Raw genomic sequence first — 19,740 nt, 5'->3', positions numbered from 1 at the left:
ACAAGTAAGCCAAAATTTCATCACTTACTCAATCTACTAATATCTGCACGACCACAAAATACCCGCACAAACTATCTTATTTTTTGTTAAAGATCTGAAACCAAACTCTTTTTACTAACCAGTCTTTCAACTCATCAGCTCATCTGCGTCTCGAGAGGTGCGCATTATACATTCAACCACACCCTTTGCAAGCTTCAAAGGCTTTTATTCCAAAATTTCTTTACATCATTATGTTTTTTAACGGGTTTATTTTTTGAGTTTTTGCTTAATGCCGCCAAAAATCGCTTCTCGACAAAACAAAGAAAGCTAGGGTCTACCTAGCTTTCTTTGTTTTACTGTATCAATTCATCAGTCTTTACCTAATTTAGGCACATTAGTTTGCTTATCCGTGCTAATCAAGCCGACTTGACGATAAACATGCAATTTTTCGCGGGTATCGCTAATATCTAAATTGCGCATCGTCAATTGCCCGATACGATCCGCCGGTGTAAACGCGGCATTTTCCACTTTCTCCATGGAAAGGCGTTCCGGCGCATAGGTCAGATTAGGCGAATCGGTATTTAAAATAGAATAGTCATTGCCGCGACGCAGTTCTAAAGTGACTTCCCCGCTGACGGCTTTTGCCACCCAATGTTGAGCGGTTTCGCGCAACATCAAGGCTTGCGGATCAAACCAGCGACCTTGATAGAGAAGACGCCCTAGACGCAAACCGTTGATGCGGTATTGCTCGATAGTGTCTTCATTATGAATGCCGCTGACAAGACGCTCATAAGCGATATGCAGCAATGCCATGCCCGGCGCTTCGTAAATACCGCGCGATTTGGCTTCGATGATGCGGTTCTCGATTTGATCACTCATGCCCAATCCGTGTCGTCCGCCGATGCGATTGGCTTCCAGCATTAATTCCACATGATTGGCAAAGGTTTTTCCGTTGATTTCCGTCGGTACGCCCTCTTCAAAGCGGATAGTGACTTCCTCTTTGACTATCGCCACCTCCTCGCGCCAAAATGCCACGCCCATAATCGGCTCGACAATTTTAATGCCGCTGTCCAAATGCTCTAAATCCTTCGCTTCATGCGTCGCGCCGAGCAGATTCGAGTCGGTGGAATAGGCTTTTTCCTTGCTCATTTTGTAACCGAAACCATTGGCAATCAAAAATTCGGACATTTCAGCCCGTCCGCCCAATTCGTCAATAAAACGTTGGTCTAGCCAAGGTTTATAAATTTTCAATTGCGGATTGGCTAATAAGCCGTAGCGGTAGAAACGCTCAATATCATTGCCTTTGTAAGTACTGCCGTCGCCCCAAATATTCACATCGTCTTCTTTCATCGCCGCCACAAGCATCGTGCCGGTTACCGCACGCCCCAAAGGCGTGGTGTTGTAATAAGTCAAACCGCCGGTCGCCACATGAAAGGCATTGCATTGAATGGCGGCAATCCCTTCATGCACCAATTGCGCGCGGCAATCGATCAAACGCGCCAATTTGGCACCGTACTCTAAGGCTTTGCGCGGAATAGCCTCGTAATCTTCTTCATCAGGTTGCGCCAAATTCGCCGTATAAGCATAAGGTTGCGCACCGTTTTTTTGCATCCATAATAATGCCGCCGAAGTATCTAGACCGCCGGAAAAAGCAATCCCGACTTTTTGTCCTGCGGGCAGATTTTGTAAAATTGTGGCATTTGACATCGCATTCATCTCCAAACATTCCAAAGAATGTAATATTTTATCACGACTAAATCTATTATGATGATATGCGATTCACTTCTTCAGGATTTACGATGAAACTTTACAGTTACGATCATTGCCCGTTTTGCGTGCGTGCGCGCATGATATTAGGCTTTCACAATATAGCTTTTGAACACATCATCTTAGCAAATGATGACGAAGAAACGCCGATTCGGCTTATCGGCAAAAAAATGCTGCCCATCCTAGTCAAGGCAGACGGCAGCGCGATGGCGGAAAGCATGGACATTGTCCGCTTTATTGATGCGCAATCAGAACAAGCCCTATTAAAACAAGCCCCGCGCCCTCAAGTGCAGGCATGGCTGGAAAACATCGGCAGATACTACAATCATCTTGTGATGCCGCGCATCACGCGCATCGGCTTAGCGGAATTTGCCAGCAACAGCGCCGTCGCCTATTTTACGCGCAAGAAAACGGAATTCATCGGCGATTTTGCGCAAAATTTAGCCGACAGCGCGCTATATATTGAGAAAGCCGCCGCCGATTTAGCAGCCCTCGATCAACTGCTTGTCAGCCGCGAAGGCATGAACGGCAACATTGACGAAGAAGATTTCTACATCTTCCCTATTTTGCGCTCATTAAGCGTCGTCAAAGACCTTCCCTTCCCCGAGCGCGTACAAAGCTACATGCGAAACATCAGCGAAAAAACAGCTATTCCGCTCTTTTTTGACCGCGCCGTCTAATGAAAACATACAGCCAAAAACTGCTGCTGAAAATTTGCGGCGTACTCGCCCTGATTGCGGGCATCATCGGCTTCGCCCTGCCCGTTATGCCGACCACGCCATTTGTGATTCTCGCCTCATGGTGTTTTGCGCGCAGTTCGCCGCGTTTTCATCAATACCTATTGAACCATAAACACTTCGGCGAAGCCCTACAGCGCTGGGAAAATCACCGCCAAATCAGCCGCAAGGCAAAATGGCTTTCCAGCAGCATGATGTGCCTATCCATCGTTTCCTGCTCAATTCTCTTAGGCGTGAAATTTTGGTGGATTAGTGCCGGCGTGGCATTGATTTGCGCAGCGGTCATCTATTATTTATGGCAACTACCTGAATACCAATGAAAAAAGCAGCTTAAACAAGCTGCTTTGAATAATGGTCGGGGTGACAGGAATTGAACCTGCGACCCCTTGCACCCCATGCAAGTGCGCTACCAGGCTGCGCTACACCCCGACGAAGAACGGCTATTATATTAGGATAAAAAGAATATGCAAGAAACTTTATGGCTGCCTGCCGATTGGCAAGCGCCCTCAAACCTTATCGCCGGCACCAGCCTCAGCAATTCCCCGCTTTGCGCACAAGGATTTAACCTTGCCCGCCACGTTCAAGACCAGCCCGAACGCGTGGAAAGACACCGCCAAGCACTCGCTCATCACTGTGGCTTAAGCACGCAACGCTGGCTGTGGCTCAATCAAACCCACAGCAATATCGTCGTCAGCGATGAAAATTATCAAACAGGTATTGAAGCCGATGCCGTCATTAGTCGCAGCCCTGATGCCGTGGCAGTCGTGATGACCGCAGACTGCCTGCCCATATTGCTGTGCAATGCCGCAGGAACGGAAGTTGCCGCGATTCATGCCGGCTGGCCGGGACTGTATAAAGACATCATCCGCAATACCATCATGCAATTTCATAGCCTCACGCAGCAGTGTTACGCATGGATTGGTCCCTGCGCCACACAGGCGCGGTATGAAGTCGATGAAGCTTTTTATGCGCGTTTTGTGGAGAAAAATCCCGATTTTGCCGCCTATTTCCGCGCCAATCGAAAAGGACATTATCTTGCCGATTTACCCGCAATCGCCCGACATCAATTAAGCGAACAGGGCATTGCCGCCGAGAATATCAGCGGCGGTGAGTTATGCAGCATCGGCGATGCGCGCTTTTTCTCATACCGCCGCGATGCCAGTGCCGCCGGACGCATGGCAAGTTTTATCGCGCCCATAAAAAAGCCCGTCTAAAACGGGCTATGCTTTAATCATTCAAAAAACTTTTCAGCAATTCCGAGCGGTTGGGATGGCGCAATTTGCGCAAAGCCTTCGCCTCAATCTGACGGATACGCTCGCGCGTAACGTCAAACTGCCGTCCCACTTCTTCCAAAGTATGGTCGGTATTCATATCGATGCCGAAACGCATGCGCAGCACCCGCTCTTCGCGCGGCGTCAGCGATGCCAGCACTTCATTAGTGGCTTCCGACAAACCGCGCGTGGTCGCCGCTTCCAAAGGCGACATAACATTGCCGTCTTCGATAAAATCGCCTAAATGCGAATCTTCGTCATCGCCGATCGGAGTTTCCATAGAAATCGGTTCTTTGGCAATTTTCAATACCTTGCGGATTTTCTCTTCCGGCATATCCATAGCAATCGCCAATTCTTCGGGCGTTGGGTCACGACCGTTTTTCTGCACCAAATTGCGTGAAATACGGTTCAATTTATTAATAGTTTCAATCATATGCACAGGAATACGAATCGTACGTGCCTGATCGGCAATCGAGCGCGTAATCGCTTGGCGAATCCACCATGTGGCATAAGTGGAAAATTTAAAGCCGCGGCGGTATTCGAATTTATCCACCGCTTTCATCAAACCGATATTTCCTTCCTGAATCAAATCAAGGAATTGCAAACCGCGATTGGTATATTTTTTCGCAATTGAGATGACCAGACGCAAATTCGCCGCCACCATTTCTTCTTTGGCTTTTTTCGCCTGCTCTTTGCCCACAGACAATTGGCGGTAAATATCTTTGATATGCATCGCCGTCATGCCGTATTGCTTTTCAAATTCTAGGAATTTTTCCTGCTCCGCCTGCACATCGGCAATCATATCCTTCAATCTTTCCGCATATTTGCGGCGGTGCTTGCTCTGCTCAACCACCCATTGTAAATCCGTCTCATGACCGGGAAATTCCGTCACATAATCCTTGCGCGGCATACCCGCTTTATCAATCACCAAATGCATCAAACGCCGCTCGATTTCGCGAATCGCCTCAACCGGTTCGGCCAATCTTGCTTCCATCAAATCAAAAGTGCGTTGCGGGAAAGAAAAAGCACACATATAGAGTTTAATCTCCTCATGCATTTTCTGCGTTTTCTTCGCGCTTAAGCCCTGCCCTTTTTTCAAAGCGGCTTGGAATTTTTTAAAGAATTCGGCTAATTCCAATAATTTTTCGCGCGCTTCTTCCAAATTATTGTCATTATTTACCGCAGGCGCAGCGCCTTCGCTGTCCTCATCTTCTTCATCGCCGTCCATACGGCTGATGCTTTCGTCATCTTCATCAAAATCGGCATCGCCTTCTTCCGCCGCCAATTCATCGCTATTATTTTCCGCATAAGGATCGCCATAACCGTTGACCAAATCGCCCAAACGCGCTTCACCGCTTTCTGTTTTTTGGAATTCTTCAATGAGCGCGGCAATGGCGGGAGGGAAATCCGCCAAGGTTTGCTGCACCGCGCTTAAGCCGCTTTCAATTCGCTTGGCGATCGCAATCTCGCCTTCGCGCGTCAGCAAATCGACCGCGCCCATCTCACGCATATACATGCGCACAGGGTCTGTCGTGCGCCCGATTTCATTATCGCTGAGCAATACATTATTGGCGAGCTCTTCTTCGTCTTCGCCGCTGACCACATCGCCTTCTTCGGGCGGCGCTTCCACGACGTCAATGCCCATTTCCGCCAACAGCGCCACGATTTCTTCAAACTTATCGCCCTCTGCCGCGCCTTCCGGCAAGGTTTCGTTTATCTCTTCGTAAGTCAAAAATCCTTGTTCGCGACCTCGTTCGATGAGTTCTTTCACCTCATCTTGAAAATCTTCATCTTCTTGTGTACGCACAAAAACACTCATTAGAACTCCCTCAACAAATCAACAGGCACAAACCGCTATATGCTGCTACATGCCCAATTTTTCAAGCCGCGCGCGCAACTTTTCTTGCTCTGCCTGCATTTGCGCCACCGCATCCTGCCATTCGCGCTGCAAATCTTGCGCCGACAAGGCCTGCAGATTCAAGCGCGCCTGCGAAACCTGATCCAAGACCTGCCAATCCTGCAAACAATCGCGCAACATTTCCTCATCCGCACCCGCTCGCGCCAAATAACACAACTGCGCCAAATGCGGCATTTTCTGCGTCATGATTTCAATCGCCTGTACAGACAATGCCGTATGCAGGCGCGGAAACTGCCACAAAATCGCCAGCAAGCGCCATTCGCCTTTTTGCGGCAAACCCGACTGCTGCACGGCAGCACGGTGGGAGGCGCGCAGAGACGGTATGCCCTGCGACTGCGCCGCTGCGCTTTGTTCCACATGCACAGGCACCGATAATGCCGCCTGCAACTCCTGCTGCAAAATTTCCCGATAACCGCCGCTGGGCAGCAAACCCAGCCATTGCGCCGCCGAAGCCGCTCTTTGCGCACGCTCTTCCACCGTCAATTGCCGCTCGTCAGCGCCTAAAATCTGTTGCAGAAACTGCGACGGCGTCAAGCTGGCATCCATCGCCTGATGAAAAGCCTCTTTTCCCTCGCGGCTCAGCAAAGAATCGGGATCTTCGCCTGCCGGCATAAACATAAACCGCCATTCGTGCTGCTCGTCATAAGCGGCGAAAATCGCCTGCAAAGCCTTCTGCGCGGCAGTTTGCCCTGCTAAATCGCCGTCAAAGCACACATAAATTTTATTCGCCCGCTTTTTTAATTGCTGCACATGCGTCTCGCCGAAAGCCGTGCCTAATGCGGCGACCGCATTCTCAAAACCGAACTGCGCCAGCTTGACCACATCCATATAGCCTTCTGTAACAATCAAAGTCTTGGCTTTTACCTGCATCGCATGATGCAGACCATATAATTCATGACGCTTGTTAAACCAAGACGAATCGCCGGAATTCAGATATTTCGGCTGCGCATCGCCCATCGCCCTTGCGCCGAAAGCAATCACCTGTCCCCTTGCATTATGAATGGGAAACATGATGCGATCGCGGAACCAGTCGTAATACTGCCCGTCACGCTCGGCGATTAAGCCCGTTTCTTGCAGCAAATCCAGCGCATAATCCTTTTTCAAATGATGCAGCAAAGCATTATGGCGCGGCGCATAGCCAATCTGATATTTCTGCACCATCACATGCTTGACGCTGCGCGAACGCAAATAGCCTCGTGCAACTTCTGCCTCATCTCGATAAAAGCACTGATGATAAAAATCCGCTGCTTTTTGCAAGGCTTCCAGCCCTAATTCCACACGCGCTTTCTGCTCCATGCGCACTTCATATTGCAGTTGGCTTTCTTCTTCATAGCGCACTTCCATGCCGTTAAAGCGCGCCAGATATTCCACCGCTTCCACAAAAGGCAAATGGTCATAATCCATGACAAAGCGCAAAGCATCGCCGGACGCCTTGCAGCCGAAGCAATAATAAAATTGTTTTTGATGGTCAACGCAAAACGAAGGCGTTTTTTCATTATGGAAAGGACAACAAGCCCAGCTGTTATGACCGCCGGACTTTTTATAAGACAGTTTAGAACCAATCAAAGCAACGATATCGGTTCTTCTATTAATTTCGTCGATAAACGACTTTTCAATGCGCTTCGCCATCGCTGCTCTGGCGTATCAGGCAAAGCCTAGGCTTGCAATTGCTGACGCAAATATTTGCTTACCTCGCCCATATCCGCGCGACCGTGCAACTGCGCTTTTAATTGCGGCATCAATTTTCCCAAAGAAGCGGCTTCGCGCGGCAATCCGCTCTCGCCAATCAGCTTATCGACGACAGCCTGCCATTCGGCTTGACTCATTTGCTGTGGCAGAAAGCCTTGGATGATGACGATTTCCGCTTCTTCTTTTTCTGCCAAATCTTCGCGCCCTGTTTCATGAAATTGGCGCGCCGCCTCTTGGCGTTGTTTTACTTGGCGCACCAATTCATTCAGCGCAACTTCTTCGCTAATCTCAATTTGCTTGTCAATTTCGATTTGCTTCAAAGCGGCGCTTAACATACGCAAAGTCTGCAATGTCAGCTTATCCTTTGCCAACATTGCTTGCTTGGTTGCGGCTTTAAGATTTTCTTGAATCGACATTAGTACAGACGCTCGAAACGACCGCGCTCTTTTTTCAGACGACGTGAATTGCGTTTTACCGCGGCAGCCAATTTGCGCTTACGCTCAAGCGTCGGCTTTTCATAGAATTCACGCGCGCGCACTTCGGCAATCACACCTGCTTTTTCACAAGCGCGTTTAAAACGGCGCAGAGCAACATCAAACGGTTCATTATCACGTACTTTTACACTTGGCATTCGATCCTCGTTGTTTCATTGAATAAAAAAAAGAAGCGCGCATTTTACGCGCAGAACAATCTGATTGCAATTCAATAATCGGAATATTTTTATCTAATCCGCATCGATTCTGCGTGCCTGCCTTGCTTGGGCGGCAAGCTGCACATAATGTGCGGCGCTGTATTTAAAGAAAGCTTTTTCCGCCGCGCTTAATTCGCGCAGACGTTTGGCGGGATTACCCGCGTACAAGCCGCCCGATTGCAAAACCTTATTCGGCGGCACCAATGCGCCCGCCGCCAGCAGCACTTGCGATTCAATTATCGCACCGTCCAGCACAGTAGCATTCATGCCGATTAAGACTTCATTACAAATCGTGCAGCCATGCACCACCGCGCCATGACCGATAATCACATCTTCGCCGATAGTCGTAGCATAGCCCTTCGGCGCATATTCGCTAACATGCGTGGCATGGACTACTGCACCGTCTTGCACATTCGAGCGCGCACCAATCGCAACCGGCATCACATCGCCGCGAATAACCGCCATCGGCCACACGCTGGCTTGCGCGCCCAAAGACACATCGCCGCTGACATAAGCCGCTTCCGCCACCCAAACGCCTTCCGCTATCTGCGGACGTTTTCCGTTTAATTCATAAATCGCCATTAATGCTCCCGCTCGAATCTGACCATACTTTCCACATGTGCGGTTTGGGCAAACATATTTGCCACAAGACCGGCTTTGGCGACAAAGCCCTTCTGCGCCATAATTTGCGCATCGCGCGCCAAAGTCGCGCTGTCGCAAGAAACATAAATCATCCGACGCATTTTGCCCTTATCCATCGCGCGCAATAATTCTGCCGCCCCCGCCCGCGGCGGATCTAAAAACCATAAATCCTGCTGCTGCCATTGTTTCAGGGCTTTTTTACTCGGTTTAAACAAATCCTCGCGCTGCGCCGCCAATCTTTCTTGCACCACATTTTGCGCCGCCACCGCCTGCATCCGCTCCACCATTTCCCGCACACCTTCCACCGCCCGCACCTGCAAACCGCGCTTTGCCATCGGCACGGAAAAATTCCCCAAACCGGCGAAAAAATCCACTACCGATTCCGCCTGCGACTCCGCCACCCATGCCATTGCCTGCGCCACCAATGCCCGATTCACTACAGGATTGACCTGCGTAAAATCCTGCGGCGCAAAAGCAATCCGCACCGACTCGGCGGGCAAATCATAAAACAAACCCTGTGCATCGCCCGCCACGCATTCTGCATTCAGCCATAGCGCCCAATTGCCCTGCTGCCTGCGCTGCCAATCTTCCAGCACATTCAGCGGCAACACTGCATCGCTTTCCAACTGCAAAGCGCAAGCCGCTTCGCCGCGATGCAAAGACAGCGATTTAATTCGCTTGGTCAACAATGCCGCCAATAAATCGCGCACACCGGGAAGCGCCGCAGCCAATTGCTCATCCATAATTAAACAATCCGCCACATCGACTACCTCATGCGAAGCGCGTGCAAAATACCCCAAACGCACCGCATTATCATGATATTGCACTGCCAAACGTGTTCTCGTCCGATAACGCCAAGGCTTTCCCGCAATTGGCGGCAATAACTCCTGCACCGCCGTCTGCCCGATTCTCTGCAATTGCTGAGTGAAAAACCGCTCCTTAGCCCGTACCTGCGCCTCAAAAGCGAAATGCTGCAAAGCACAGCCGCCGCATTGCTCATAATAAGGACACAGCGGTGCGATACGCGCAGGCGATTCCTCGTAAATCCGCCCAACCCTCGCCTCAAGAAAACGCTTTTGCTGCTTCAGCGGCTGATAATCGACCAATTCATCGGGCAAAGCGCCCTCGATAAACACAATCCGCTCCTCATCGCGCGCCACCCCGCGTCCGTAAACATCAATATCCTGTACTCGAACCGCCATCATCACCTCAACAATCCAGCCGAAATTTTACACAAAAGCCCCGTCCCCCACCGCAAAAAAAAGAAAAACCCGCTAAGAATCTATTTTTATTAACAATCCTACATTTATCAAAAACACAACAAATAGACATCGCAGCAAAGTTCGGACACAAGATATAGTAAAAAGCCTCCACAGCAGAGTAACTATTGATAAGCAAAGGATTTTTATATAAAATTCGCTCTTCCTTATGTAAGAGATATTTTTTCTATGAAAACGACAACCACACTCCTCTATGCTTCTTTACTGGCCATGGGTACTTTATATGGCTGCAGCATGGGAAAAACCCCAATGGAAACATGGAAAGAGTTTGCAGACGCCCCACCTACAGAACAAGTGCCGCCCTATTTGGCCGGCGTCATCTTCTACCGCTCGCCTGAAGCCGTACCGGGAGAAGCCGTAAACATCTACGCCAACAACGAATACATCGCTTCTCTCTTACCCGGCTCTTATCAGCAAGTCGCACTCTGCCCTGAAAACCAACTTATCAACGCGGAATTTGCCCAGCAAGACCCCGCCTATGCCCGCAAACACAATCAAGGTACCAGCTACAATCTGGCGCCGGAGCAAATCGTTTTTTTTGAAGTCATACCTAATCAAGCAGAATACGGCGTCAGCGTCCGCCCTGTGGATGCGGAAACAGGCTTGCAAGCCGTGTACGGACAAAAACTCCCGCGCCAAAACCACACCCTGCCGCGCCTAGACCGCAAAGCCACCTGCGAACAAAAAATACTCAAGCAATACACCCTTGAAGCCTCGGCGCTGTTCTATTTTGACAAATACGACTACGCCAACATGCTGCCGCGCGGCAAAGCGGAAATCCAAGCCATCTCGCAAGACATGCAGCAATACATGGATCAAATCACCAACATCGCCGTTATCGGACACACCGACCCCGACGGCACATACGCCTACAACATGAAACTCTCCAGAGACCGTGCCGACACCGTTAAACAAGCCCTGCAATCCAACGGCATTAACGGCAGCCTCATCAGCACGGAAGGACGCGGCAAAAACGAGCTGCTTATTACCGATTGTGCGACCCGCCACCCGAACAACCGCGAATCGCGCCTAGCTTGCAACCAACCGAACCGCCGCGTACAAATCAATGTTTACGGCTCGCAAACCATTATCAACCAATAATTGAAAGGAATTTAACATGAGCATTACCTTACAAACCTTAAAAGCCAACGGCGAAATCGCCAATCCCGCCATCAGCCTGAATGGCGGACAAGCCACCGTCATCAAAGCCCAATCTGGCGAACGCTTCCAGCTGACCGACGACGCTACCGGCTTTGCCCCTGAAAACATCGAAGTCCAGCGCGTCGGCAACGACCTATTCGTCGCCTTTGAAGGACAAACCATCGACCAACCCGGACTCATCATTCAGGACTACTACACCACCGCCGGCAATGCCACCGACAACCTCCTGATCGGCCTGCATGAAAACGGCACTATTTATCCCTATGTGCCTGAAACGGCGCAAGCCAGCGCAGCCATCCACCAATTGGCGGAAGGCGTTGTCGCTACACAAGCCATCGGCGGTGCGGTTGTTGCTAGCGCAGCTGCCATTCCTCTATGGCCCTTAGCACTGATTCCTTTAGCCGGTTTGGCAGCACTGGGCGGCGGTGGCGGCGGCGGAGATGATAAACCCGCTCTGCCTAAAGCATCCATCTCAGGTCTGGAAAAAGTCAATGAAGGTGTCGGCACCGTAGAATACACCGTTGCGCTCGACAAACCTGCCACAGAAGACGTCACCATTAAATACACCATCACGCCTAACGCCCCGACCAGCGTAGATGATTTTGAAAATACGCCTATGACAGGCGAAGTCAAAATTCCTAAAGGCAAAACCACCGCCACCATTCCTGTCGGCATTAAAAATGACGACAAATATGAAGGCGAAGAAAGCTACACCGTTACCATCTCTAATCCCAACAATGCCACGATCGGTAAAGATAGCGTAACCACTACCATCTATGACAATGGCACTACCGATGGAAAAACACCCGGAACAGATCCGGTACCGAGCGATCCGAAAATACCGCATGATAGCGATGACGACCGCCCGACCGTTTCTATTGAGGGACCAAATAATGTCAATGAAGGTATCGGTCAAGCGAAATATATTATCAAATTGGATAAAGTCAGCGACGTAGATACCGAAATCACCTACACCGTCGCCCATGCTGCCGATGATCCTAAAACAGATGACAAAGATTTTGGCACCAACGGTGCGGGCACCAGAACCGTGATCATCAAAGCCGGACAAACTAGCGCCGAAATCTCTGTTGATATAGAAAATGACAAAGAATACGAAAGCGAAAACGGCGGCGAAAAGTACACCGTTAGCATTGATAAAGCGGTAGGCGGTCATACTGATAATACCGGCAAATTTACCGCTATCGATAACAGCGAAACCAAATACGGCAATAAATCCGTAACCACCGCCATTTGGGACAACGGCACGACCGACGGCGAAAACCCCGGCAAAGATCCTGTGCCAAGTAATCCAACAATACCGCACGACAGCGATGATGACCGCGGCTTAACTTTGGAAATCAGCGGACCTGCTTCTGTAAATGAAGGAGAACAAAAAGCTACTTACACGATAGCGCTCAATAAAGTAAATAAGACGGCAGACACTACCGTAGATGTTGTCCTAAAACACGGCACAACAAATGCGCAAGACTTTTCGGACAAAATCGCTGATGGCTATATCGTTAAAACAGTTACTATCCCTAAAGGTTCAACAACTCTCACAGTAGATTTTGATTTAGGCATACATAATGACGATATCTTTGAAGGCAAAGAAGACTATACCGTTACATTAGTAAATCCAAAAAATGCCGTCATCGACAAAAACAAAAGCAGCGTTACCACGGTCATTTGGGACGACGGAACAACAAACGGCATAGACCCTGCCGATCCTAATAATCCTGATAATCCCAGCAATGTCTATGATGACCGCCCGACCGTTTCTATTGAAGGTCCAAGCAGCGTAAATGAAGGTATCGGTCAAGTGAAATACACTATCACGCTGGATAAAACCAGCGAGGTAGATACCCAAATTACCTACACCGTTGCCAATGGCGATAAAAATCCCACAAATCAAGATGATTTTGGCAAAAATGGCTTACGTACAGAAACCATTACCATTAAAGCGGGAGAAACCAAAGCAGAAATCCTCGTCGATATTGCCAATGACGACGAATACGAAAGCGCAAATGGCGGCGAAGAATACATCGTGCGCATTGATAAAGCCGAAGGTGTTAAAACTGAAAACGGCGAGACTATCAAAAAAGAACTCAAGTACGGCAATAAATCCGTAACTACCGAAATTTGGGATGACGGCACAACCGATGGCAAAACCCCCGGCACTAATCCTCCTGCCGATCCGAAAAATCCTGATGCAACACCACATGACACAGATGATGATCGTCCATTAAGCATCACTGACGATGGTGATGAAGTGAAAGAAGGTGAGGAATATACAGGCACTTTTGTAATTGGTCCGAAAACATCATTTACCAGCATTACGATAAATGGAAAAGAGCTTGGTTTGAATAAAATAATCAATGCCAGCAATGAATTTCCCATTGATTTAGAGCCTAAGAGCAACACAGATGGCGCTATTAGCTTAAAAATCACAGGGTATAATCCTGAAACAGGAGAACTTAGCTATACCTATAAAAGTGAAGCTCAAGACCATAGCAAAAATGATCCTATCATCAATGAAATTCCATTTACCCTGCTGGGAACAGACGGCAATAAGCACGACGGTAAATTTACCGTTAAAATTACCGATACTGCACCTGAAGCTGTTGATGATGTGAACAAGGCGAATATCGGCTCTACAAACGGAAATATTTTAGAAGAGACAGCTACCGGAAACGTTTTAGACAATGACAAAAAAGGCGCAGATACTCCGACAACCGTTATCGGCGCTCAATCAGGCGTACATGATAAAGTCAGCAATGGTGTTGGTACAGAAATTCAAGGTGAGCTTGGAACACTTAAAATTCAAGCAGACGGAAGCTATACCTATACGCCTAATCAAGACAAAACCGGTGAAGATGTCTTTACCTATACCATTAAAGATGCAGATGGAGATATTAGTACTGCAAAATTAACTATTACAGTAAACTCCCCCTCCGATATCATAACAGAAGTAACTAATCCTACAATTATCTTGACTAACCCATTAGCAAGCCTTAAATCAACTAATGTAGTAGTATCTATTGCAGATAAAGATGAAGGAGAACATTACCTCAAAGCAATTAACAAAACCGAAAAACTCAATATAGGAGATAATATTTCAGGTGCTTATGGAGATTTCGTAGTGACAAAATCTTTTAAAGAGGCACAACTAAACGATACATATTCATATACATTTGAGTACACACCTAATAAGGAAAACACAGTAATTAAGGCATTAAATAAAGGTTTGAATATCATTATTTATGATCATCTCGATGTTCATTCTTATGACGGTATGACCGCAAATTCCTATGCTCCGCTTTCTGTAGCCATTAATGGCAACGTAAACTCTGCTGCATTTACAAATCAAACCACTGCAAATGATGACATCTATCAAGAAGCTGATGTGTCAAATGCCACAATCAATACTTTAGCTGGAAACGATGTTGTTGTGATTAATTCGGCAAAAAATGCCACTATTAGCTTAGGCGAAGGAAATGATTATTTTTATGCCAAAGGCAATATCTCCAATACTTCAATTCAAGGCGGAGACGGCGATGATGTCATTACTTTATATGGTACAGCAACAAATGGCAGCAAAATCAATGGTGGTGAAGGCAAGGATACGCTTGTTTTAGCACAAAACACGACGATTGACGGCAATGAATTAGGTATTACTAACATTGAAGTTATTGATTTGCGCGGTGGCAATGGCAAAGATGCTATGAGCATGGCGCCAAATACCGTTACCTTAACGCAATCTGCATTAGTAGATAATGGCGTAAAAAACATTAGCCTATTTGCTAACAAAACATTAGATGCATCAAATAAAAACGCTTTAGATGTGTTTACTCTTGATGTTGATGATGTGAGCAGCGTCAGCCGAGACGGTAATGTTTATACAGTAAACCTTGGCGCTCAAGGAACTTACACCATTACTGACGAGCTGAATATCGGTATCAATATTGTCTAAACGGCAATCAATAAAAATCCCCGCTCTGCGGGGATTTTTTATGCACGGATTTTCGCGTATCATAAGCCGTTCAAAATAATCAGGAGAGTATAGATATGGCAAGTTTTTTATCCGATGTGGTTGCCAATTGGTGGCAATACAAAGGCAGACGCAAGCAGGAAAAAGGACAACGCACCGGCGACCGCCATTTAATCATAGAAGGCAAGCGGGATGAGTTGGCGGGCATTATCAAAGCGCGCAGCGGCTGTCCAATCCGTCAAGCAATTAAAGAAGCAGATGAAAATAATGTTTAATCGTCTGTCATTCATTTCAAAATAGGAGCTGATATGAAGAATAAAAGACAATTAAACCGCGATTTACTTTTAAGCGGCACATACCGACAGCGGGTCATGAAAGCGCAGAAAGGTAAAGGCAGTTATCAACGCCAAGAAAAACACCTTCGTCTTAATCAAGAACGCGGTGTTTTTTGTTTTTACGGCAATTTTTTCTGTACAAGCTTAGCTGCATTTTGACTTCAAAAAGCCAGAAACAATATTTTCTTACTTTACTCTGCAATTTTCTTCGCCAGCGTATCCCAGAAACGTCCTGCAATATCCTGCCCTGTGGCGTTTTCGATTTCGCGCATACAGGTCGGGCTGGTTACATTGATTTCGGTTACATGACCACCGATAACATCCAGTCCTACCAAATGCAGACCTTCCCGCCTAATCAAAAGCTTAACCTGTTCCACCAGCCACCATTCCCGCTCCGTCAAAGGCTGCACCACACCGCGACCGCCGGCGGCAAGATTGGCGCGAAATTCGCCTTCTTTGGGCAGTCGTGCCAAGCCGTGATCGACCGCTTCGCCGTTAATAATCAAAATCCGCTTGTCGCCCTCGGTTACCTGCGGCAAAAAGCCCTGCACCATCAGAGTTTCCAGTCCGTCGGGATTCATCATGTCTAAAATCGCGCTGATGTTTTTATCGCCCAAACTCAATTTGAAAATGCCCATGCCGCCCATGCCGTCCAAAGGCTTCAGCACCGCTTCTTTATACTCGCGCAAGAAATCCAAAATATCCTCGCGCGATTTCGTGATTAAGGTCGGCGGCGTACATTGCGGAATTTGGCTGATGGCAAATTTTTCATTGATATTGCGCAACGCGGCAGGCGGATTGATGACGGTAACGCCTTGGGCAACCAATAAATCCAGCATATAGCTGTCGTAAATATAGCGCAGATTAAACGGCGGATCTTTGCGCTGCAAAACCACGTCCGCGCTGGTCAAATCGATTTCTTCCTCATTTAAGACGCGGTAATACTCTTCGTCGCGGTCAAAAAGCTCCACCGTGCGCACATAAGCACGTACCTCGCCGTCGCGCACGCGCCAGTCCTGCTGCTCAAACACCATCACTTGCATACCGCGGTGCTGCGCCGCCAGCATCAGGGCGAAAGTCGTGTCTTTATACGGCTTAATCTCATCAATATTGTCCATTAAAACGGCTAATGTCTGCATTGCTTTCTCCTTTCTTACCGACTGCCATCATAACCAAGAATACGCTATCATGCTCGAATTCTTGAGAGGAGCAGATTATGCACATTGAGACGCTACCGCTGGCAGGCGGTCATATCGGCATCGAACGCGAAACCCTGCGCAGCAATGCCGACGGCGAACTGGCAAGCAGCCGCCATCCCGAAGCCCTTGGCAATGTTTACACCCACCCCAATATCACAATCGACTACGGCGAAGCCCTTCTGGAATTTGTCAGCGACCCGCATCACAGCCCGCAAGCCGCCTACCGGCAACTCCTGCAGCTCCAGCAATTTAGCGCACAGCATCTCGGCGCAGAACGGCATTGGCCGCCGAGCATGCCCTGCCGCCTCCCCGACAATCCCGAACATATCGACATCGGCTATTTCGGCGAAAGCAACGGCGGCAAACTGCGCCGCCTCTACCGCATGGGCTTGGCGTACCGCTACGGACGCCCCATGCAAATGATTGCCGGCGTGCATTTCAACTACTCGCCGCCGCCCGCCCTTTGGCAAGCCCTAGCCGACAGAGAAGGCATAGCACTTAGCGACGACTGGAAAAATGCCCGCTACATGGGCATGCTGCGCAGCATTCAAACACACGGCTGGCTCATCTGCCACCTCTTCGGTGCCTCCCCCGCCGTTGACGAAAGTTTCCAGCCCGCGCAAAACGTACTCGACCGCCTGCACCGTCGCAGCCTCTCATGGCGCAATGCCACCACCCTGCGCATGAGCCAGCTCGGCTATCAAAACAAAGTCGATTTCAACGTCAGCTTCAACCATTTGCACGAATACATCCGCGACCTAGGCGAAGCCGTACTCACGCCCGCGCCCAAATACGAATATTTCGGACTCAAAGACCCTGCCGGCAACTACCGCCAAATCAGCACCCACATCCTACAAATCGCCAACGAATACTACAGCGGCGCGCGTCCCAAACAACCGCTGAAAAAAGGCGAACTGCCCATCATCGCGCTGCACAATCGCGGCATCGCCTACATCGAACTGCGCCTATTGGACAGCAACCCCTACGACCCTGCCGGCATCAGCCTCGAACAAATCCGCTTCCTCGAATGCTTTATGCTCTGGTGCCTTATCAACCCCTGCCCCCCCTTTGACAACAGCGATTACAACGAAGCCAACCACAACCGCCTGCGTACCGCCTGCTGCGGACTCTCTCCCGACTTCCAACTCTTCAGAGAACAGCGGCAAATCCTTGCCCGCGACTGGGCGGCGGAAATCCTGCAAGAACTCCTCGCAGTGGCGGACAATCTCGACCACAGCACAGGCGGCACGGACTATCAAGACGCCATTACCCGGCAAATCGCCGCCAATCAGGGACAAAGCCTGCGTCTGCCCGAGCAAGTGCAGGCGGAACTCGCCGAACAGGAATTTCTCGACTGGGGCATCGCATTACAAAACCGTCACCAATCCGCCCTCTCCTCACCAATCCCTGCTAATATAGCCGCGCAACTTCAGCAGCAAAGCCAGCAATCCCTGCAAGCCTTTGCCGATATTGAAGCGCAAGCGGCACAGCAAATCGCATTTGACGACTACCTCGCCCATTATTTCGATCCACTGATGACACTTTTACAAACCACTAATATGAGGAATTAATCATGAATCAAGTAATCTTTCGCAGAAAACTATTCATTGTCAGCACAATTTATTTTGTTTGTTCATTTTTTAAGGAGTATTTTCAATGATGAAAAAAGCTTTAATTTTATTTGGTGGATTATTTTTGTTGAACGCATATAGCTATGAACCTGCTACAACCACATACAAACAAGAAAGCACACAAGCGACACATACCACTGCAACAGCATCCAATAGCAAAGTTCGTGTTTTGGCGACAGTTTACCCTCCCTTTGTTATTCGCAATAAAGACCAGAGTATAATAGGATTTGATATTGATATTTTGAATGAAATTGCCAATTTAGAAGGCTTAAATTTGGAAATTTACTCTCAAATATCTTGGGATGGCGCTTTGTCAAAATTAGACGATGCTTCATATGATTTGGTTGTGGCTGCAGTAACTTTAACACCCGAACGTGCTGAAAAATATTTGCCAACCAAACCTTATATAGAAAGCCCAACTACCATTTTAGTACGCAATGATTCAAGCATTAAACAAGAGGCTGATTTAAAAGGTAAGATAGTAGGTATCACTAAAGGTGCGTCATTTTTGAAAGAAAAAGAAAATGACCCCAACTATTCAAGTGTTCAATTTAACACATTTAAAACAGATTATTTAGCTTTAAAATCAGTTATATCAAAAAAAATTGATGCTGTAGTGGGACAAAAATTAAACTTACAATACTCATTAAAAAGCGGTGGCAATTCCAATATTAAAGTACGTTTCATTGACTTAAAAACAGCCAATTCATATAAAGTCATGATGTCTCGCAAAGGTAATGAGGAACTGGTCAATAAAATCAATTCTGGTTTGGATAAAATCAAACAAAATGGCGCCTACGACCGCATTTATAACAAATGGTTTGGTACAGCACCTGCTAACTAATCAATTTTGAATATTTTTTTGGATAATTATGAGGTGAGTGTAATGTTCACCCCATGATTATTTCATTTACAAAAAATTTGGTTGTCATAGCGTTCGCCCATGTCAACCTCCCCTAGTGTCGACACTGCCGTATATGCAACCGCAGCTAAAACTTTCAATCAAAAAAATCACGCAATTGCGCAATGCTGTTGTGCTATGTATCTCAGCTGATTTACCATTTGCACAACAGCGTTTTTGTGCTGTTGAAGGTATCCGAAATATAGAAATGCTCTCAACTTTCCGCAATAGCGACTTTTCTGAACATTACGGTGTTGGTATTACCAGTGACGCTCTTGCAGTCTGAAACTTTTGCAAAACCCCAAAGCCATGCAAGCGGTTTGCACGCGCTTTGGGCTTTTCAACAGAAATGGCATTATGTGCCCAAATTTTACCCATTCATACCCATTAAACAGCCCATTTCAAGCTGCTTACCGCCTTTTCAGGCAGCAATAGGCACAATTAGCCTTAACTTATTGGCTGCTTTCAACAAATTCAAACACATCACCTTCAACACCATTTGCCCTTTGACTTTTTCCAAACCAAAATAGCTCGCCCGTTTACACTTAAAC

At 47.9% G+C, this 19,740-nt stretch carries 18 protein-coding genes, 1 tRNA gene and 1 pseudogene; 10 read left to right on the top strand and 10 right to left on the bottom strand.

The genetic code is table 11. The features are described from left to right. Positions 1-348 precede the first annotated feature (348 nt). The gene (gene argG / locus ACJHVI_RS01790; RefSeq protein WP_483182866.1) at positions 349-1,686 is read right to left on the bottom strand and encodes an argininosuccinate synthase; all 1,338 of its coding nucleotides are present in this window, start codon (positions 1,684-1,686) and stop codon (positions 349-351) included. A gap of 92 nt (positions 1,687-1,778) precedes the next feature. Between argG and grxB the strand changes: the two genes are divergently transcribed. Further along, positions 1,779-2,426, top strand: coding sequence for a glutaredoxin 2 (gene grxB, locus ACJHVI_RS01785; protein ID WP_483182865.1), 648 nt, complete (start codon positions 1,779-1,781; stop codon positions 2,424-2,426). Beyond that, entirely contained in the window at positions 2,426-2,803 is a 378-nt protein-coding gene (locus ACJHVI_RS01780) for a YbaN family protein (protein WP_483182863.1), read from the top strand. Before grxB ends, ACJHVI_RS01780 begins: the two co-directional genes overlap by 1 nt. Positions 2,804-2,835: 32 nt before the next feature. Here the strand turns inward: ACJHVI_RS01780 and ACJHVI_RS01775 are convergent. Beyond that, a tRNA-Pro gene (locus ACJHVI_RS01775) sits at positions 2,836-2,912 on the bottom strand. Positions 2,913-2,947: 35 nt separating this feature from the next. Between ACJHVI_RS01775 and pgeF the strand changes: the two genes are divergently transcribed. Next, positions 2,948-3,697 (top strand): peptidoglycan editing factor PgeF, encoded by a 750-nt coding sequence (gene pgeF, locus ACJHVI_RS01770; RefSeq protein ID WP_483182862.1) that lies wholly within the window; start codon positions 2,948-2,950, stop codon positions 3,695-3,697. A gap of 13 nt (positions 3,698-3,710) precedes the next feature. Here pgeF and rpoD read toward each other — a convergent pair whose 3' ends face one another. From rpoD to ACJHVI_RS01740, 6 genes are all read right to left on the bottom strand, one after another. Beyond that, complete coding sequence (rpoD, locus tag ACJHVI_RS01765; RefSeq protein WP_483182861.1) at positions 3,711-5,573, bottom strand: RNA polymerase sigma factor RpoD; 1,863 nt, start codon at positions 5,571-5,573, stop codon at positions 3,711-3,713. 45 nt (positions 5,574-5,618) lie between these two features. Then, positions 5,619-7,301 carry a DNA primase gene (gene dnaG / locus ACJHVI_RS01760; protein WP_483182860.1) on the bottom strand — a complete coding sequence of 561 codons (1,683 nt, stop codon included), beginning with the start codon at positions 7,299-7,301 and terminating at the stop codon, positions 5,619-5,621. 26 nt (positions 7,302-7,327) lie between these two features. After that, the gene (locus tag ACJHVI_RS01755) at positions 7,328-7,777 is read right to left on the bottom strand and encodes a GatB/YqeY domain-containing protein (RefSeq protein WP_483182859.1); all 450 of its coding nucleotides are present in this window, start codon (positions 7,775-7,777) and stop codon (positions 7,328-7,330) included. Next, the gene (rpsU, locus tag ACJHVI_RS01750; protein WP_115218382.1) at positions 7,777-7,992 is read right to left on the bottom strand and encodes a 30S ribosomal protein S21; all 216 of its coding nucleotides are present in this window, start codon (positions 7,990-7,992) and stop codon (positions 7,777-7,779) included. The genes ACJHVI_RS01755 and rpsU overlap by 1 nt, the downstream gene beginning before the upstream one ends. Before the next feature lie 93 nt (positions 7,993-8,085). Further along, positions 8,086-8,634 (bottom strand): gamma carbonic anhydrase family protein, encoded by a 549-nt coding sequence (locus ACJHVI_RS01745; RefSeq protein WP_483182858.1) that lies wholly within the window; start codon positions 8,632-8,634, stop codon positions 8,086-8,088. Next, positions 8,634-9,899 carry a class I SAM-dependent RNA methyltransferase family protein gene (locus ACJHVI_RS01740; protein WP_483182857.1) on the bottom strand — a complete coding sequence of 422 codons (1,266 nt, stop codon included), beginning with the start codon at positions 9,897-9,899 and terminating at the stop codon, positions 8,634-8,636. Before ACJHVI_RS01740 ends, ACJHVI_RS01745 begins: the two co-directional genes overlap by 1 nt. A gap of 243 nt (positions 9,900-10,142) precedes the next feature. Between ACJHVI_RS01740 and ACJHVI_RS01735 the strand changes: the two genes are divergently transcribed. The 4 genes from ACJHVI_RS01735 (at position 10,143) to arfA (ending at position 15,617) form a co-directional block, all read left to right on the top strand. Next, positions 10,143-11,075: an OmpA family protein gene (locus tag ACJHVI_RS01735; protein ID WP_483182856.1), complete on the top strand. Its 933-nt coding sequence runs from the start codon at positions 10,143-10,145 to the stop codon at positions 11,073-11,075. Between the two features lie 16 nt (positions 11,076-11,091). Continuing rightward, a complete protein-coding gene (locus ACJHVI_RS01730; protein ID WP_483182855.1) occupies positions 11,092-15,105 on the top strand; it encodes a Calx-beta domain-containing protein in 4,014 nt (1,337 codons plus the stop codon). A 95-nt stretch (positions 15,106-15,200) separates the two neighbouring features. Then, positions 15,201-15,398, top strand: a complete 198-nt coding sequence (locus ACJHVI_RS01725; RefSeq protein ID WP_483182854.1) for a CsbD family protein — start codon at positions 15,201-15,203, stop codon at positions 15,396-15,398. Positions 15,399-15,431: 33 nt separating this feature from the next. Beyond that, positions 15,432-15,617, top strand: coding sequence for an alternative ribosome rescue factor ArfA (arfA, locus tag ACJHVI_RS01720; RefSeq protein WP_483182853.1), 186 nt, complete (start codon positions 15,432-15,434; stop codon positions 15,615-15,617). A gap of 32 nt (positions 15,618-15,649) precedes the next feature. Here the strand turns inward: arfA and gshB are convergent, their stop codons facing one another. Continuing rightward, entirely contained in the window at positions 15,650-16,597 is a 948-nt protein-coding gene (gene gshB / locus ACJHVI_RS01715; RefSeq protein ID WP_483182852.1) for a glutathione synthase, read from the bottom strand. A gap of 77 nt (positions 16,598-16,674) precedes the next feature. Here gshB and gshA point away from each other — a divergent pair, with 77 nt between their 5' ends. The 3 genes from gshA to ACJHVI_RS01700 all read left to right on the top strand — a co-directional run bounded on the left by gshA (position 16,675) and on the right by ACJHVI_RS01700 (position 19,475). Then, the gene (gene gshA, locus ACJHVI_RS01710) at positions 16,675-18,228 is read left to right on the top strand and encodes a glutamate--cysteine ligase (RefSeq protein WP_483182851.1); all 1,554 of its coding nucleotides are present in this window, start codon (positions 16,675-16,677) and stop codon (positions 18,226-18,228) included. An 85-nt stretch (positions 18,229-18,313) separates the two neighbouring features. Then, positions 18,314-19,132 (top strand): substrate-binding periplasmic protein, encoded by an 819-nt coding sequence (locus ACJHVI_RS01705; protein WP_483182850.1) that lies wholly within the window; start codon positions 18,314-18,316, stop codon positions 19,130-19,132. Between the two features lie 133 nt (positions 19,133-19,265). Next, entirely contained in the window at positions 19,266-19,475 is a 210-nt protein-coding gene (locus ACJHVI_RS01700) for a redoxin family protein (protein ID WP_483182849.1), read from the top strand. A gap of 135 nt (positions 19,476-19,610) precedes the next feature. Here ACJHVI_RS01700 and ACJHVI_RS01695 read toward each other — a convergent pair. Beyond that, a pseudogene (locus ACJHVI_RS01695) lies at positions 19,611-19,740 on the bottom strand (IS5 family transposase); the annotation flags it as partial.

The sequence above is a fragment of the Suttonella sp. genome (assembly GCF_056855035.1).
This window is presented reverse-complemented; position numbering and strand designations above follow the sequence as displayed.